The sequence below is a fragment of the Nocardia sp. NPDC046763 genome (genome assembly GCF_040645495.1).
Taxonomy (GTDB): Bacteria; Actinomycetota; Actinomycetes; order Mycobacteriales; family Mycobacteriaceae; genus Nocardia.
In genome coordinates this window covers 12922-28873 of the sequence record NZ_JBEYYI010000020.1, presented here as the reverse complement: position 1 = coordinate 28873, position 15952 = coordinate 12922, and the positions used below count along the sequence as shown (strand labels likewise).

The following is a 15952-nucleotide window of genomic DNA, read 5'->3' as shown; positions in this document are numbered from 1 at the left end:
ATAGCGCCCGCCAGCGCGGAACGTCCGGCACCGGATGTTCCGCGCTGTTGTGTGCGCTGACTCATACGAGATCTGGAACACCCGGTCTCGGACAGAGTAGTTTCGAACTGCGGCCATGTCGGCCGCACAATCCACCGCCGGCCCCCGCGTCTGTCATCTCCGTATCCGGTGCGCAGCCGCACGTCACCGAAGGATCCCCCGTGACCATCGCCGTGTCCGCTTCCATCGCGACCGATCACCTCATGCGTTTCCCGGGCAAGTTCTCCGATGTGCTGCTGGCCGACCAGCTGCAGCACGTGTCGCTCAGCTTCCTCGTCGATGATCTGGTCATCCGCAAGGGCGGCGTGGCCGGCAACATCAGCTACGCCATGGGCGTGCTGGGCCGCACCCCGCTGCTGGTCGGCGCCGTCGGCCAGGACTGGGGCGAGTACCGGAAGTGGTTGGAGGACAACGGCGTCGACTGCTCGGCCGTGCGCGTCTCCACCGAGGCCCACACCGCGCGCTTCGTCTGCACCACCGACGAGTCCATGGCGCAGATCGCCTCCTTCTACCCGGGCGCCATGACCGAGGCCCGCGAGATCGACATCACCCAGCTGGGCCGCGACCTCGAGTTGGTGCTCATCGGCGCCGACGACCCGGAAGCCATGCTGCGCCACACCGATCAGTGCCGCACCGCCGGAATCCGCTTCGCCGCCGACCCTTCCCAGCAGCTGGCGCTGGTGGACGGCGAGACCATCGTGCGCCTCATCGACGGCGCGGACTACCTGTTCACCAATGAGTACGAATGGGGCATCCTGCTCCAGAAGACCGGCCTGAGCGAGGCGGAAATCGGTGAGCGCGTGGGCATTCGCGTCACCACCCTGGGCTCGAAGGGCGCCAAGATCGTCGACCGCGACGGCACCGCACTGCACGTCGACGTGGTTCCCGACATCGCCAAGGTCGACCCGACCGGCGTCGGCGACGGCTTCCGCGCGGGCTTCCTCACCGGACAGTCCGCGGGCCTGTCGCTGGAGCGTTCGGCCCAGCTCGGCTCGCTGGTGGCGGTCCTGGTCCTGGAAACCGTTGGCCCCCAAGACTGGACCCTCGACCACGACGTCGCCATGAAGCGCCTGCGCGAGGCGTACGGCCCCGACGTCGCCGTGGAGATCGAAGCCGTCCTGCGCTGACCCGCGAGCGGTATCCGGAGGCCGCACGCTGATCGATTCGGCGTGCGGCCTTTCCGCACTCGTCGCCATCGTGTTGCCGGTCCGGGTACAGCGGAACACATCGCCCGCAATACGCTGTCAGGCATGGCCTCCGACCGTTTGTACTTTCGCCAGTTGCTCTCCGGGCGCGACTGGGCCGTGGGCGATCCGATCGCCACGCAGATGCGCAACTTCGCCTACCTGATCGGGGATCGGGACAGCGGTGAATGCGTGGTCGTCGATCCCGCGTACGAGGCGGGGCAGCTGGTCGAGATCGCCGAGGCCGACGGCATGCGGCTGACCGGAGTCCTGGCCACCCACCACCACCCCGACCATGTCGGCGGCACCATGATGGGCTTCACCCTGCGCGGGGTGAAGGAATTGCTGGAGAAGACCGATGTGGCGGTCCACGTCAATGCCGAAGAACTACCCTGGGTCGCCAATGTCACCGGCATCGCGCCCAGCGAGCTGACCGGCCACGCCCACGGCGACAAGGTCGCGGTCGGCGACTTCGAGATCGAACTCCTGCACACCCCCGGCCACACGCCGGGCAGCCAGTGCTTCCTGTTCGAGGACCGGCTGATCGCGGGCGACACCCTCTTCGTCGACGGCTGCGGCCGCACCGACTTCCCCGGCGGCGACTCCGACGCCATGTTCCGCAGCCTGCGCTACCTGGCCGACCTGAAGTCGAACCCGACGGTCTACCCCGGCCACTGGTACTCGGACGAGCCCAGCGCATCCCTGACCCACATCAAGGAACACAACTACGTCATGCGCCCCCAGACCCTGGAGCAGTGGCACATGTTCATGCCCAGCTGACCGAGTCTCAGAGCGCGCGGGTGAGTGACTGGGCTATGCGGCGGACGGTGTCGTCGGGCAGCGGTCCGGCGTCCGGGCCTTCGGCGTAGTAGCGCAGGAAGGCTTGGTGGAAGCATGCGCCGTCGAGTAGGACGGCTGCGATTTCCACGTCTGCCGCGCGGTCGACGCGACCCAATTCCTGTTCGGCGCGCAGGTATTCGCTGATTCCGAGGATGGCATGCCCCGGCCCGGCGCCGTAGCGCGCCATGGATTCGCGGTGCGCCACGAGCCGCGCGTGCTCGGCAAGTAATCCGCCGAACAGTGGCAAGGCCTGCTGGTAGAACGTGGCCGCGGCGCGGGCGATGGTGAAGAGGTTCTCGGCAACCGTCTCACCGCCCGGCCGCACCGAGGGCGTCGACGCGGCGGGCATGCGCTCCCGGAGCACCTGCACGATCACGTCCTCCTTGTCACGAAAGTGCTTGTACAGCGCGGCTTCCGAGTAACCCGCGGCCCTGGCGATCTCCTTCGTGGTGGCGCGTGCGACACCGCGCTCACGCATGATGTCCGCCGCCGCGTCCAGAATCCGCTCGCGCGCGCTCATCCGACCTCCATTGACAGTGAGTGAACCTTCACCCACTATAGGTTAGTAAATATTTACTAACCTTAGAGGGGTGCGATATGCGACTGACGATCTTCGGCGCGACCGGTGGCACTGGCGGCCACCTGGTCCACCGGGCACTGGCCGCCGGACACGACGTAACCGCCGTCGTGCGCGGCGACCATGCCCTGCCCGCCGACCCGAAACTGCGTGTGATCACCGCGAATGTCATGAGCCCCGCAGACATCGAGCCCGCCGTCGTGGATTCCGACGCCGTGCTCGACGCCATCGGTGCACGGGAAACCGGTCCCACGACCGTGGTGGCCGCCGCGGCACGATCGATCTGTAAAGCCATGGAGTCCACGGGAGCACGACGCCTGCTGGTCGTCAGCAACAGCGCCGGATCCGCGGGTCCGGGCGACGACCCCTTCACGCGCTACGTGGTCAAACCGCTGATCCTGCGGCCGCTGCTGCGGCACAGTCTCGATGACATGGCACGTGCGGAAGAAGCGGTGCACCACACCGATTTGGACTGGACTGTCATCCGCGCACCCCAGTTGACCGACAAACCCGCCACCGGCACCTACAGGTCGGTGATCGATCGCAATGTCACGTTCGGAATCCGGATCACCCGAGGCGATCTCGCTTCCGCGATGATCGACCTGATCAGCTCACCGCAGTCGGTCCGCGCCCACATCCACGTGGCCAACTGACCCCGCATGCGAAACGCGCCCGCCCCGAAAGTCTTTCGGGGCGGGCGCGTTTCGTGCTCGTCAGGCCATGGTGCGCAGCCAGCCGTGGCTGTCGGCGAAGGTGCCGCGCTGGATGCCGGTGAGGCTCTCACGCAGCGCCATGGTCACCTCGCCGGGTTCGCCGGTGCCGATGGTGAATTCACCCTCGGCGGAGCGGACCGAGCCGACCGGAATGACCACGGCGGCGGTGCCGCAACCGAAAACCTCGGTGATCTCACCGGATTCGACGCCGCTCTTCCATTCCTCGACGGAGATCTTCCGCTCCTCCACCTTGTAGCCGGAGTCGGCGGCCAGGGTGATGAGCGAGTCGCGGGTGATGCCGGGGAGCAGGGAGCCGGAGAGCTCCGGGGTCACCAGGCGGGCGTCGGAGCCGCTGCCGAAGACGAAGAAGAGGTTGTTGGTGCCCATCTCCTCCACGTAGCGGCGCTCGCAGGCGTCCAGCCACACCACCTGGTCACAGCCCTTCTCGGCGGCCTGCTGCTGGGCCAGCAGCGACGCGGCGTAGTTGCCCGCCACCTTGGCCTCGCCGGTGCCGCCGGGAGCCGCGCGTACGTACTCGGTGGACAGCCACACCTTGACCGGCTTCAGACCGCGCGGGAAGTACGCACCGGCGGGGCCACCGAGCAGCAGGTACTTGTAGGAGGCGGCCGGCTTCACGCCCAGCCCGACCTCGGTGGAGAACATGAACGGCCGCAGGTACAGCGAATCCTCGCCGCCGGCCGCGGGCACCCAGTCCGCGTCCACCTCGAGCAACTGGCGGATGGATTCTATGAACAGCTCCTCGGGCAGCTGCGCCATCGCCATGCGCGCGGCGGAGCGGCGGAAACGCGCCGCATTGGCATCCACGCGGAAGGTGGCGATGCTGCCGTCGGCCTGGCGGTAGGCCTTCAGGCCCTCGAAGATGGCCTGGCCATAGTGGAACACCATGGTGGCCGGGTCCAGGGCCAGGGAGCCGTAGGGCTCGACGCGGCCGTTGGTCCACTGCCCGTCCACATAATCCATCGACACCATGTGATCGGTGAAGTAGCGTCCGAACCCCGGCTCCGCGAGAATCTCCTGCCGCCGCTCCGCCGGTAGTGGCGCGGGATGCGGTACACGGGTGAACTGCGCGGCAAGTGTCATGACCGGGAGTCTAATTCGCCGCCCTCGACCGACGGGTTCGGGCTACCCCCTGGCCGGGCCGTTCGGTAACCGGCCGTCCTCCATGCCCCTGAATAGGGTGGACGCGTGTATCCGGAGCATCCGCTGTCGAAGCCGCCCGGTTCCACCGGCCTCTGGTGATCGCACTGATCGCCGTGAGCGTACTGGGCCTGGTCGCCTCCTCGTCGTGGCAGCAATGATGCCCGCACACACCGTGACCGGTACCGCGCTACCCGCAGACCAATACGGGCCACAGGACACCGTGACCCGCACCAAACCGCTGCCCACCACGACGACGAGCGCACCGAGATCCACCATCGCCTCACTCACGCCGGGATGGCAGACGTCCTACTCCATCTCGCGCAATGCCGTGTACGACGTACCGCAGGACTGGACGGTCCCGACAGCGACCACCATCGTCGGCTTCGAGGGCGGCGGTGGGCGCGTGGTGATGAGCGGCGCGGCGGAACTCTCCCCCGTCCACGCCGTCGCGGTCCCCGGCAACAACGGCCAGTCCGTGGTCAAGGTCCTCTACGCCGACCAGGGCACGGACGGGACAGCCACCGACGACACCATCCGGACGATGTTCAACTCCCTCCGCCCCGCCGGACTCGACGCCGCCGCCTGCAAACAGGACAACGACGTCGTCGGCACCTGGTGCGGCTGAGGCTGAAAAGTTACTGCCCCAAGCGCAGTTCGAAGGTCATCATGCTGCGCCCCGGAAACCTGCTCAGGCAGTGCGGGTTTCGACGAACGGGGGGCGGATGACCTCGCAGCGCAGGCGGCGGCCGCGGACGTCGACCTCGACCTCGTCGCCGGGCTCGAGGCCCGCGGCGGTGTCGAGGAGGGCGAGGGCGATGCCGACCTTGAGCGTGGGCGAGAAGGTGCCGGAGGTGGTTTCGCCGACCTGGGCGTCGCCGCGCATCACGGTCTGGCCCTGACGGAGCACGCCCCGGTCGATCGCCTTGAGCCCCATCAGGATTCGACCGGGACCGGCCGCCTTCTCGGCCTCCAGTGCCGACTTGCCCCAGAACTCAGGCTTCTTCCAACCGATGGCCCAGCCGGTGCGGGCCTGCAGCGGCGAAATGTCCAGGGACAGTTCGTGTCCGTGCAGCGGGTAACCCATCTCGGTGCGCAGGGTGTCGCGCGCGCCTAGTCCGGCGGGCTGGCCGCCGGCGGCCTGCACCTCGCTCACCAGCGCGCGGAAGACGGCCTCGGCGTCCGCCCAGCGAGGCAGCAGCTCATAACCGTGCTCACCGGTGTAGCCGGTGCGGCACACCCGGATCGGGCGGCCGTCCCATTCGGCGTCGGCGTAGGCCATGTACTCCATGTCGGTCGGCAGACCGAGCTTGGCGAGGACTTCCGCCGACCGCGGCCCCTGCACGGCGAAGACCGCGTACCCGCGATGCTCGTCGGTGACGGTGATGCCCTCCGGCGCGACCTTCTGCAGCTCCGCCACCACGGTCGCGGTATTCGCCGCATTGGGCACCAGGAAGATCTCGTCATCGCTCACGTAGTAGGCGATGAGGTCGTCGATGACCCCACCCTCCGGCGTGCAGCACAGCGTGTACTGCGCCTTTCCCGGGCGAATCCGATTCAGGTCGTTGGTGAGTGCCGAGTTCACGAAGGCAGCGGCACCTGCCCCCTTGACCGTCGCCTTGCCGAGATGGCTGACGTCGAAAAGCCCGACAGTGGTGCGCACCGCCGTGTGCTCCCCCACGGTCCCCGCGTACGAAACCGGCATCTCCCACCCCCCGAACGGAGCGAAGGTAGCGCCCAGCTCGATATGGACGGCGTGGATGGGTCCCTGCAGCAGCTTCTCGTCGGTCACCCGAAGCAGCTTATCGGCCCACCCGCACCCGAGTGACAGCGGAACCGAACGGGTGGCCGTCCGGCGTGGTGCCTCGATTCACAGGCCGAGGCTGCGAGCGATTCCGGGCCACGCATTGTGAAAGTCGACCTGCCACGAGGTCCAGTTGTGGCCGCCCCCGGGGAGGTAATCGAACGTGGCGGGGATGTCCAGGTCTGCGATGCTGGATTGCAGTGCGCGGGTGCAGGTTTCGACGGTGGATTCCAGTGCCGTGCTGGACGCGCCGACCTGGCCGCCGCCCGCCGCGGCCGGGTTCGCACCGGTTCCGGCGGCCAAATAGAGGTCCGTGCCACGGAGTTTTTCGAGGTTGGCCGGGGTGGACGGGTCATTCGCGGTCCAGGCCGAGGAGCCGTCGAGGCCCCAGATGTTCCAGGGGTTGCCGCCGCCGGAGAGAACCGTGGCCTGCAGGTAGCGGCGGCCGGGGTCGGTGCTGGTCTGGGCGCATCCGCTGAAGGAGCCGACGCTCTGGTAGAGGCCGGGGGCGGATTCGGCGAGGGCGAGCGCGGAGGTGGCCGACATCGACACTCCCGCAAGGGTATTGCGGCCGGATGCGCCGAGGGCCGAGTCCATGACCGGCGGAAGTTCCTGGGTGAGGAAGGTGGTCCACCTGTTACGACCGAGCATGGGATCGTCGGACTGCCAGTCCGTGTAGTAGGTGTAGCGGCCGTCGAGGACGTTCACCACATTGACGTTCTGGTCAGCCAGGAAGTCGACGACATCGGTGCGGGTTTCCCAGGAGACCTCGTTACCGTTTCCATCGACGCCGTCCTCAGCGCCATTGAGCAGATACACCGTCGGACGTGGCGTGGAATTGTCGGCGGCGCGTATGACCGAGAGTTCGATGACACGGTTCATCGCAGCCGAATACACGAATACGGTGGATTTGCGATCGTCCCGCTGGATGACATGGTCGATGTGCGAGCCGTCGGCGGCAAATACCGCGCCGGAATTCAGCGGTTCCGCAGCAGACGCGAGCCCCGGCATCACGGCGAAGCCCGCCGCTACCAGGGCGATTCCCGCCGCCACCCACCGACGCCGGCCACCTGCACTCGTCATTTCCGCCTCAAACTCATCCGATCGATTCCCCTCACCCTCTTTACCGAGCCCGTCAGAACCACGCAACAACGCACTTCTCACACCCCGCCACGACCTCCGGACAACCCGGTCCCAACATCCACACAGGCCACGAACGCGGCCTCGTCCATGACCTCGATCCGCTGCCCCCGCATCCGTAACTCGGCAACCCGGCGCGCCTTCGTCGTGGTGAACGCGTCAGGATCCACACCACGAAAGCCGTCACCAATGACGAGCCGGGTCGTGCGCCGAGTGACGTTCCGAGCCGGAGTCGCACCAGATGCCGCGATGGCATCCCACGCTTGCTGGCGAGTCATCGCGACGAGATCACCTGTGAATACGATGATTTCGCCATACAGCGGGTGGGACGGATCGGTGCCGGTCACAGTCGGCAGCACCAATTCCTCACGCCCGAACCAGGATCGGCGTGGAGGACGTCCGGCCGCAGTCGACACACTCAGCCCCGCAGACCCCGACGTCTTTATCAGAGTGTCAGCCGCAGACTTTCGCGATTTCCGATCGGTCCGCAGGGGCCGGTCGACCACCATGCGCTCGAGCGCCGACAGCGAATCGACTCCGGCCCGGGCGGCCAGGGCGATCACGATGTCGGCCGCCGCGGCGGCATCGGCGGCGGCGTCGTGGTGGTTGGTGAAGTCGATGCCCAGCGCCGCCGCGACATGGGGCAGCCGGTAGCTGTCGAGACTCAGGTGGCGGCGGGCCAGGGCGAGGCTGCAACTGTAGGACCAGGCGGGTATCCGAATTCCGCTGCGGCCGCAGGCTTCCCGTATTGCGCTGCTGTCGAATCCGACATTGTGAGCGATGACGGGCAGCTCACCGACCAGGCTCTCCGCCTCCGGCCAGCGCTGCGCGAACTCCGGCTTGTCGGCGACCATCGCCGCCGAGATCCCGTGCACGCGAATGTTGTGCCAGTTGAAGAAGTCCAGCCCCGCCGGCGGACGGCACAGCCACGTCGCGGTCTCCTCGCGCCGCCCGTCCCGCACCACGGTGACGCCAACCGCGCAGATACTGCCTCGCGCGGAATTAGCGGTCTCGACATCGATGGCGGCGAACGACAGTCCCGCCATACTCACCGCACCGCGAGCGGCAACGGCCGTGCGGCCGCGCCACCGAGGTCCTCCAGAAATGGCCGGGCGAGCCGTAGCGACTCGAACGCCGCCCACGAATCCGCCAGATCGGCGAGCCCCCGTGCCAGCGTGAGCACCGGCCGGATGCGATCATCGGCCACATCCACCCGAAACTGCGGCAGTGACACCTCATCGGGCGCCACGATCACCGGCCACCGCGGCCTGGTGAGCTTTCCACCACTTGCATCCTGATGCTCAACGAACCGCTGGTCAGCCGATTCGATTGCGGCCCGGACTGTTTCGACCGTCGCATCGACATCGACAATCCCGGCAGCCCCAACGCCCACCACGTCCGCCGACTGGTCACCCTCGCCCGCCGCCCCAGCCTGCTGAGCCCGATTGCCGACGGCCTCGGCAGCAGGGGTGTCATCGCCTGCGACCACGATCGGGTATCCGACCGTGAGGCTCTCGATCTCCGCCTCGCACGATCGATCCAGCACCCAAGCACCCGATAGCCGCGACTCTCCCAGCGCCGCACCCACATTCACATGCCAGATGACCAGCCGCTCCCCAGCCGCACCGAGCACCGCGAGGGTATGAAGATCGAACGAGGCAGCCATAACGCTCCACGGTCGTGACGGACAGATACCGCGTTACGTTAGAGCATCCCCCCGACAAACTTTCGCGGACCACGAGCGAATCATCAACGGAGCCAAACATTTCCGACCGACCGGTGTTCCGCCGCACAACCCGCCCGCGCGCCCGGCCCCACCCTGCTTCGCAGGTGAATCAGCTTGCGAAGACAGCGACCCCACGATCGCCCGAAAGATCCATGTCCGACTCGCCGCCGACCGACCGCAGTACGGCCGCGCTGCGGCCGTGCTGCGGTGAGCATCTGCTCGGGGATGGCCCCGACGTGTCGAACCTCCGGTCTCGACCTGCCGTTTCGCCGACCCCCCGCTCGAGGTCAGGCCAGTTCGGGGACACGCAAATGCGCCAAGGCCAATTCGAATTCGCGGACGTCGACGGCCTCGACGCGCGCCTGCCGAGCGGCGTCCACGCGCAACGCGGCCGACGCGATCCGGTTGCGTTCCATCGCCTCGGCATTCTCGTAGACACTCGACGAGACGGCACGACCCGACGACCTGTTCACCATCAGGCTCGCGCTGCAGAATCCATCGAGCTGCTGCTCCATACCGGGCAAGGTATGGTCCCGATAGACCTCGATGGCGCTGTCGATTCTGCTGGGATCGGTCTTCACCCAGGTGACACGCGCACACGCACCCTGCGGCGTCAGATGCGCGCGATGCATGGCCGCGATCTCCCATTCCTCGACCATCGGACTACCGCCGAATTTCTCCGCCACACGATTGCGAATCGGGATCACCTGCTCAGCGCTCGCCCTCATCGCTTCCTCGGATTCCCAAGAGGTCGTCACGATGCACCGGCCGGTGTGCCGATCGACGAGCAACGAAAGCCCGATGCAGCCGGGAATGCCGTCCAGCGCCGGCATAACCTCGTCCCGCACATGTGCGATCCCGGATTCGAGAGCGGAAAGTTGCGCCTGAAGCGTGGTAGACCGTGCGAACACGATCCACCTCCTTTCTGCACCGAGGCAGCGCCCGGTAGCGCCACCGGTGCCTCTCACAGTGCCCCCTCCCGATCAGCAGGGCAATAGCAGACCGGCCCCATCGGGCAGTCCCCATGACGGCCTGATCTCCGACGTCGCGACCTTCGTCGCTGTGGCCGACGAACAGCCGCCCTTCTCGTGGACCACGCCCAAGAGGCCAGTGACCTGCCGTCGTCCACGCTTTCCGCAAGGTGATGTTGGCGCTGTCACCGCTGATCGGCTTTCCCACGGCGGTCGATGGCCGGGTTGACGAAATCGTGGACAACCTCGCGATACCGCACCCCAGCCATCGTGGCGGCCGCCCCTCGCATCTTCGAAAACGCGCATGCCCGTATCGAGGGCATGGTTGCAGAAGAAGGCGGGATCAAGAAGAAGCGCTTCGACTGGGCGGTCAGGGTTGGCCTGAAGGTCTCGTTCATCAACCGACCGGATGCATACCGCTTCGGAACTGTAGGCAAACCATTCCCCGGCACCGAGGTGGAGATCGCCGAGGACGGCGAGATCCTGCTCAGAAGTCCCTGTGTGATGAGTGGATATCACAACCGCCGAAGTCGATCGATGACTTTCGCTCCCCCATACCCGAACCCTTCGACCGGAGATGGGGCGGCCGCGTGCGGCACGCGGTACTGACCTTGGTGGCAGGGCTGACGGTGTTGGTGGAGTTCCTCGCGGTGTCTCAGTCGATGGCCTGGGGCGCAGTGCTTTTCGCGGCGATATGGGCCGCTGCGGTGAGCGCAGGCCCTGGACCGTGGATTTGTTTCGGCTCTGGGCACGAGTTCGGATCAGCCCCAGCGGATCTCGAGCAGGTCGTCGGCTCCGCGTTCGATATGGGTGTGGAACCGGCGGCTGATGCGGGTCAGTGTCTTACCCAGCCAATCGGCATCGGCCCGGGAGGCATGTTCGAGCCGCATGCGGCGTATCCGCATGGGCAGCAGCCGGATTCCGGTCGGCTGCCCGCCGGGATCGACCGAAACCAGGTAGAGCAGCCGCAGTTCGGGACGATAGGACCCGTATCCGGGGATGCCTTCGTAGTCGTCGATGACATCGCCGCAGCCGTAGAGAATCGGTCTGCCGTGGTAGATCTCGACGGGGCGAGGATGGTGCGATGAATGCCCATGCACGATGTCGACGCCGGCGTCGACGAGCCGTTGCGCGAATTGGATTTCGCTCTGTCCGATCCCGTAGCCCCAGTTCGGACCCCAATGCACGGACACGATCAGAATATCGCCGGGACGCTTGTGCGCCAACGCTTGCGCCGCGACATGGTCGGCGACAGCACGGCCCAACGGATCACCGGCCAGCCACACTCCCGGCCGATCATGCTGCGCTGCCCACCCCAGCGGCACGCCGCTACTGGTACTGGCGACCGAGACGATGACCACCCGCCGCCCGGCGGCCGGCTCCACCACCACCGGGCGGCAGGCCGCGGCGATGCTCGTTCCCGCCCCGGCGCTGCGGATGCTCGCCGCGGCGAGCGCGTCGAGAGTGTCGCGCAGGCCGCGGTTTCCGAAATCGAGGATGTGATTGTTGGCCAACGCGCAGGCGTCGGGACGAAACGCTTTCAGCGTCGCGATATTGGCGGGGTTCATCCGATAATGGATGCCCTTGGCGGGCGCGAATACGCCGTCGATGGTGATCGTGGTTTCGAGGTTTATCAGCCGGACCTCGGGTGCCAGCTGGTCGAGCATCGGCCCGACATCGCCCCACGGCCAGTCGAAGCCCACCGGGTACGGTATCGACCCGTTCGTCTTCTCCGCCAACTCGACATAGCGGCGGGCGTCATCGACCCACGGTTCGCACAACAGCGGATCACCCGGATGCGGCTGGATCTGGTCGACGCCGCGACCGAGCATCACATCACCGCCCAGCACCACGGTGACCGGACTCTGTTGCGGCGAACTGCTCGTGTGCGTCATTGTTTTCGGCCCCAGAACGAGACCTGCCCGAGAGTGGTTTACCTGTCCGTGACGACGGGGTGTCTCGATCGGGCTCAGCGTCCCGAATCGATCGATTCACCAGTTCAGGCAGGACACCGAGTTTCCCCGGCATCATCAATGATTCACGGCCCCAACCGGATTCGGTCGGGCCGAAGGTCCCCGATCCAGCGACCGAATGTCATCTGGGCGTTCACGACCGACTCGAAAGCGGCTGGCCGCGGTGATTCTCTTCCGCTGAGATGGCGGGCGTGAGCAGTCCGCAATGGCCGTCGTATCGCGCCCTCCACGGTCCTCGCGGGCGCGGGTGCCGGGCTGATCGTGACCGGCACACTGCCGCAGGTGACGGCCTCGGGGTCGCGGATCGAGCTGGGCGAGCCGGTAGCCGTCGCCGCTGCGGTAGAGCACGCTGTCGATGCCGCTGCCGGATTCGGTGAACAGAGGGAAGTCGTAGTCCCATGATCTTCAGGCCTTGTCGCAGGCTTCGTCGGTGAGCGCGAGCGATTTGTGCTGCACCACTGCGGGCGGGCGCAGGCGTGGGCGCGGCGACCGAGTGCCCGGGACCAGCGCGACCACACCGTGCGTACAGCACGTCGAAGGAATACCGTTCCGATGACCTTCGCTTCTGGGCGAGGTCAGGTCAGAAGCGCAGAATCTATGTATCGCACGAATTGATTCGCCCAGGCAGAGGTTCGGACGACAATGTGGTCGACCGACAAGATGAGATTCCCCCAATGGCGCGGGAACGCCGCAGAATGATCCCACCGACGAGCCGTGTTGATTACACCCTCATAGCCACCCCTGAATAGCGCAGGCCTATCGGTCCGCATGAGTGGAAGGCATCGTTATGAAGGTCCGAAGTGATTCATTCGACGACAATGCGCGCATTCCGGGCGCATTCGCCTACGGCGTACCGGACGCCGTGCACCATGTCCGGGCGGGCGCCAATCACAACCCACATCTGGCGTGGGACGAGGTGCCGGCAGGAACACGATCGTTCGCGGTCGTGTGCTGCGACATCGACGTACCCAGCACCGGCTCGGACGTGAACATCGAGGGGCGAACGGTACCGAAGGAATTGCCCCGCACCGACTTCTACCATTTGACGCTTTTCGATATCCCGGCCGACGTGCGGCAGATCGCCGCGGGCAGCCTCCAGACCACACACGGCAAGCCAGGTCCGGGTGCACCCCATAACGCGCGCTACGGCCTCAACGACTTCAGCAGTGCGGGAAACGATCATTACGGCTACGACGGCCCCTGCCCGCCATGGAACGACCAGCGCATCCATCACTACGTGTTCACCGTCAGCGCCCTGGATGTCGAACGGCTGCCGCTCCAACGGGCAGTGACCGGAAAACGGCTGCGCCAAGCGATGACCGGCCACGTCCTGGGGCAAGCTGAGCTCGTCGGCACCTACACACTCAACTCCGGCCTGCACTCGAACTGAGCCACCCGAGTTCATGGCACGCCGGGGCAACCGCCGGTTCCAGGGGCGGGCGGGAGGAGTGCGCTCTGGACGGCTACTGGCTGAGCTTTCTGGGGCAGATCGGCTCCGCGCCGCTGGTGACGCACGGCTACGGACAACGGTCGAACTGGTGGATCGGCGGCATGCCTGCACGAATTCAGACACTGACGCAAGGCGAGGGCGACGCCCTGCCGACCTCCGTCCGGATGGACCGCCAGATCACGGCCCTCGGTTTTCCGGCGTTGTGATGGCTGATCAGGGCAGCTGAATCTTGTGCTCGTGGTTCGCGACGGCTTGCTGGAGTCGGGACCGCGACAGTGTGTGCGGCCCGCATTCGCAGGAAGCGGGCAACGCGTCATCGACAAAGCCATCACCGGCAAGCAGATCCGTAAACCGAGTGCCATGCCCGTGAGCGCTGTGCGCAGCATCGACGAAATCCCTCGACCCATGCGCGTGCGGCCCGGTCGCCGACTGATACACCGCGCCGGTCGGCGTATCGAACACCGCCGCCACGCGGTGACCACAACCGCACCGTACCTGCGTCAACGTATGCCCCGCCCGGTCCGTCAGTGAGTCCAGCGTGTGTTGGGCCAGCCGGCGTCGTTCCGGTGCGGTCAGATTCGAAACATTTGTCATCAATCCATAATCACTCCTCACAGGTCTCAGCGGCAGAGCCCAAATGACCCGACAGAAAGGGCGATCGGCACGTTTTCCCATGTGGCGTCGCTTGCTCCGAACCACGTCTGCTCGAGCGCAGGCCGCCGCTTCGAGACGTGGTTCCGCGGTCGGTCTGTTGAGCAATGCCCGGGGGCCGAGTTCCGAGACTTCTCACTCCGCTATCGCAGGCTGGGAGGACCGCGGACCGAATGAAGGGCATGTAAAGTACATCAAAATCGGCGTTAGCTACGTTTCATAGACATAAAGTAAGTTAAGCACCAGAGTTGGTCGACCTTTATCGAAGGAGACCGCGTGAACTGGCCACCACACCGCAGCGAAGAGCGGGTCTGGAACCCGCGTCAGCGTCACGGCTCGCGGGCGGATCGGACCCTTGATCGGATCGCGGTCGCGATTCCGCCCAGAATAGGCGAGCTCGACTACGACCCGACGGGGCCCGTTGCTCGCGCCCACGAAGCAGCGTTGATTGCGATAGCCCGCCTCGAGGCCGGGTTCGGCGAGCACCTCGTGCCACTGGCCGACTTCCTGCTGCGCAGTGAGTCCGTCGCATCCTCCAAGATCGAACATATCGATGCAGGCTGGCGGGCCTTCGGCAAAGCTGTGGCGGGAGGTAAAGCCAGCAATGAGGCCAAGTCGCAATTGGCGGCGGTCAAAGCTCTGATCGCAATGGTCGATGCGGCCTGCTCCGGCAGCATCGGGATGGACGATCTGCTCGGGGCACACCGGTTACTGATGGCCATCGACTACTACGCTGCCCCCGATGCGGGACAACTCCGGGATGTGCAGAACTGGATCGGGGGCAGCGACTACACGCCGATCAACGCCGCGCATGTCCCGCCACCCCCGGAACTGGTCGCCGAGTTGGTCGCCGATCTGCTGGTCTTCGTCAACCGGGACGATCTGCCGATCCTCGCGCAAGCCGCTATCGCGCATGCCCAGTTCGAGTCCATCCACCCGTTCGCCGATGGGAACGGGCGCATCGGACGGGCGCTGATCAGTGCCGTGCTGCGCCGCCGCGGCCTCACCCGCCGAGTGACCGTACCGCTGGCGTCGGTCATGCTGGCGGACACCGGCCGATACTTCCTGCACCTCAACCGATTTCGCAATGGCGACGTCGACACATTCGTCGAGTACCTGGCAGTCGGCGCGATCCACGCCAGCGAGGCCGCGCAGGAGTCGGCCGTGGCTCTCGCCGACCTGCCGAGACGCTGGCGAGACATCGCCCGCCCGCGCGCGAACTCGGCGGACGAGACCCTCCTCGCAGCGCTGCTCGAAACCCCGATCTTCAACGCCGACACCGCACAACGCATCGCGGGCACCACCGACGCCAGCACCTATCGGGCGCTGGGACGATTGACCGACGCGGGGATTCTCGAGCTCCTCTCGGAAAGCAAGCGCAACCGCATCTGGGCCGCGACCGATGTGCTCGCGGAGCTGGACGCGCTGAGCGCGGCCATCGGGCGACGCACCACCGAGCACCTATGAATCGGCTGGCGTACGGGTCGACGTGACAGTGACCAGCGAGTTGCAGGACTGAAAGTCCTGCCCTTATGGGCTGGTCGAATTCCCTGGCCTTCACCGCGTCGGCGAATACAACCCAATCCCACTCCGAGAACATCAGTTCCGGTTCACTGGCGGTTCGAACCGACCGGACCTACGCCAACTCGTCCAGGATCCGGCAACCGTAACGTTCTCCGGCGGCGCCTGCGTCACCATCGCGTAGAGCTCGCACCGACCGGCAGGC

The 15952-nt window shown here is 66.3% G+C and carries 15 protein-coding genes and 1 pseudogene; 7 read left to right on the top strand and 9 right to left on the bottom strand.

Features of this window, described 5'->3' with window-relative positions; translation table 11 throughout:
* Positions 1-200: 200 nt before the first annotated feature.
* Both ABZ909_RS28315 and ABZ909_RS28310 read left to right on the top strand, forming a co-directional pair.
* On the top strand, positions 201-1166 hold the full coding sequence (locus ABZ909_RS28315) for a carbohydrate kinase family protein (protein WP_357005221.1): 966 nt from the start codon (positions 201-203) through the stop codon (positions 1164-1166).
* Positions 1167-1289: 123 nt separating this feature from the next.
* On the top strand, positions 1290-2003 hold the full coding sequence (locus ABZ909_RS28310; protein ID WP_357005218.1) for an MBL fold metallo-hydrolase: 714 nt from the start codon (positions 1290-1292) through the stop codon (positions 2001-2003).
* Positions 2004-2010: 7 nt separating this feature from the next.
* On the opposite strand, the gene ABZ909_RS28305 is transcribed toward ABZ909_RS28310, so the two are convergent.
* Complete coding sequence (locus ABZ909_RS28305; RefSeq protein WP_357005215.1) at positions 2011-2583, bottom strand: helix-turn-helix domain-containing protein; 573 nt, start codon at positions 2581-2583, stop codon at positions 2011-2013.
* A gap of 77 nt (positions 2584-2660) precedes the next feature.
* Between ABZ909_RS28305 and ABZ909_RS28300 the strand changes: the two genes are divergently transcribed.
* Positions 2661-3293 (top strand): NAD(P)H-binding protein, encoded by a 633-nt coding sequence (locus ABZ909_RS28300; RefSeq protein ID WP_357005212.1) that lies wholly within the window; start codon positions 2661-2663, stop codon positions 3291-3293.
* Between the two features lie 60 nt (positions 3294-3353).
* On the opposite strand, the gene ABZ909_RS28295 is transcribed toward ABZ909_RS28300, so the two are convergent.
* Positions 3354-4454 (bottom strand): branched-chain amino acid aminotransferase, encoded by a 1101-nt coding sequence (locus ABZ909_RS28295; RefSeq protein ID WP_357005211.1) that lies wholly within the window; start codon positions 4452-4454, stop codon positions 3354-3356.
* Positions 4455-4659: 205 nt separating this feature from the next.
* Here ABZ909_RS28295 and ABZ909_RS28290 point away from each other — a divergent pair, with 205 nt between their 5' ends.
* Positions 4660-5139, top strand: coding sequence for a hypothetical protein (locus ABZ909_RS28290; protein ID WP_357005208.1), 480 nt, complete (start codon positions 4660-4662; stop codon positions 5137-5139).
* Between the two features lie 63 nt (positions 5140-5202).
* Here the strand turns inward: ABZ909_RS28290 and gcvT are convergent, their stop codons facing one another.
* From gcvT to ABZ909_RS28265, 5 genes are all read right to left on the bottom strand, one after another.
* Positions 5203-6303, bottom strand: coding sequence for a glycine cleavage system aminomethyltransferase GcvT (gene gcvT, locus ABZ909_RS28285; RefSeq protein WP_357005205.1), 1101 nt, complete (start codon positions 6301-6303; stop codon positions 5203-5205).
* Between the two features lie 78 nt (positions 6304-6381).
* The gene (locus ABZ909_RS28280) at positions 6382-7398 is read right to left on the bottom strand and encodes an alpha/beta hydrolase family protein (RefSeq protein ID WP_357005202.1); all 1017 of its coding nucleotides are present in this window, start codon (positions 7396-7398) and stop codon (positions 6382-6384) included.
* A gap of 77 nt (positions 7399-7475) precedes the next feature.
* The gene (locus tag ABZ909_RS28275) at positions 7476-8501 is read right to left on the bottom strand and encodes an exonuclease domain-containing protein (protein WP_357005199.1); all 1026 of its coding nucleotides are present in this window, start codon (positions 8499-8501) and stop codon (positions 7476-7478) included.
* Between the two features lie 2 nt (positions 8502-8503).
* Entirely contained in the window at positions 8504-9121 is a 618-nt protein-coding gene (locus ABZ909_RS28270) for a hypothetical protein (protein WP_357005197.1), read from the bottom strand.
* Positions 9122-9468: 347 nt separating this feature from the next.
* Entirely contained in the window at positions 9469-10092 is a 624-nt protein-coding gene (locus ABZ909_RS28265) for an antibiotic biosynthesis monooxygenase (RefSeq protein ID WP_357005195.1), read from the bottom strand.
* A gap of 209 nt (positions 10093-10301) precedes the next feature.
* Between ABZ909_RS28265 and ABZ909_RS28260 the strand changes: the two are divergent.
* A pseudogene (locus tag ABZ909_RS28260) lies at positions 10302-10677 on the top strand (hypothetical protein); the annotation flags it as partial.
* A gap of 236 nt (positions 10678-10913) precedes the next feature.
* Here the strand turns inward: ABZ909_RS28260 and ABZ909_RS28255 are convergent.
* Positions 10914-12047 (bottom strand): CapA family protein, encoded by a 1134-nt coding sequence (locus ABZ909_RS28255; protein WP_357005193.1) that lies wholly within the window; start codon positions 12045-12047, stop codon positions 10914-10916.
* An 865-nt stretch (positions 12048-12912) separates the two neighbouring features.
* Here ABZ909_RS28255 and ABZ909_RS28250 point away from each other — a divergent pair.
* The gene (locus tag ABZ909_RS28250) at positions 12913-13515 is read left to right on the top strand and encodes a YbhB/YbcL family Raf kinase inhibitor-like protein (RefSeq protein WP_357005192.1); all 603 of its coding nucleotides are present in this window, start codon (positions 12913-12915) and stop codon (positions 13513-13515) included.
* A gap of 273 nt (positions 13516-13788) precedes the next feature.
* Here the strand turns inward: ABZ909_RS28250 and ABZ909_RS28245 are convergent, their stop codons facing one another.
* The gene (locus ABZ909_RS28245; RefSeq protein ID WP_357005189.1) at positions 13789-14046 is read right to left on the bottom strand and encodes a hypothetical protein; all 258 of its coding nucleotides are present in this window, start codon (positions 14044-14046) and stop codon (positions 13789-13791) included.
* A gap of 456 nt (positions 14047-14502) precedes the next feature.
* On the opposite strand from ABZ909_RS28245, the gene ABZ909_RS28240 reads away from it, so the two are divergent.
* Positions 14503-15693: a Fic family protein gene (locus tag ABZ909_RS28240; RefSeq protein WP_357005186.1), complete on the top strand. Its 1191-nt coding sequence runs from the start codon at positions 14503-14505 to the stop codon at positions 15691-15693.
* Positions 15694-15952: the final 259 nt, after the last annotated feature.

Coding starts and splice junctions, on each gene's coding strand:
- ABZ909_RS28310 (WP_357005218.1), top strand. CDS start 1,290: ATGGCCTCCGACCGTTTGTACTTTCGCCAGTTGCTCTCCGGGCGCGAC.
- ABZ909_RS28305 (WP_357005215.1), bottom strand. CDS start 2,583: ATGAGCGCGCGCGAGCGGATTCTGGACGCGGCGGCGGACATCATGCGT.
- ABZ909_RS28300 (WP_357005212.1), top strand. CDS start 2,661: ATGCGACTGACGATCTTCGGCGCGACCGGTGGCACTGGCGGCCACCTG.
- ABZ909_RS28295 (WP_357005211.1), bottom strand. CDS start 4,454: ATGACACTTGCCGCGCAGTTCACCCGTGTACCGCATCCCGCGCCACTA.
- ABZ909_RS28280 (WP_357005202.1), bottom strand. CDS start 7,398: ATGACGAGTGCAGGTGGCCGGCGTCGGTGGGTGGCGGCGGGAATCGCC.
- ABZ909_RS28275 (WP_357005199.1), bottom strand. CDS start 8,501: ATGGCGGGACTGTCGTTCGCCGCCATCGATGTCGAGACCGCTAATTCC.
- ABZ909_RS28270 (WP_357005197.1), bottom strand. CDS start 9,121: ATGGCTGCCTCGTTCGATCTTCATACCCTCGCGGTGCTCGGTGCGGCT.
- ABZ909_RS28255 (WP_357005193.1), bottom strand. CDS start 12,047: ATGACGCACACGAGCAGTTCGCCGCAACAGAGTCCGGTCACCGTGGTG.
- ABZ909_RS28250 (WP_357005192.1), top strand. CDS start 12,913: ATGAAGGTCCGAAGTGATTCATTCGACGACAATGCGCGCATTCCGGGC.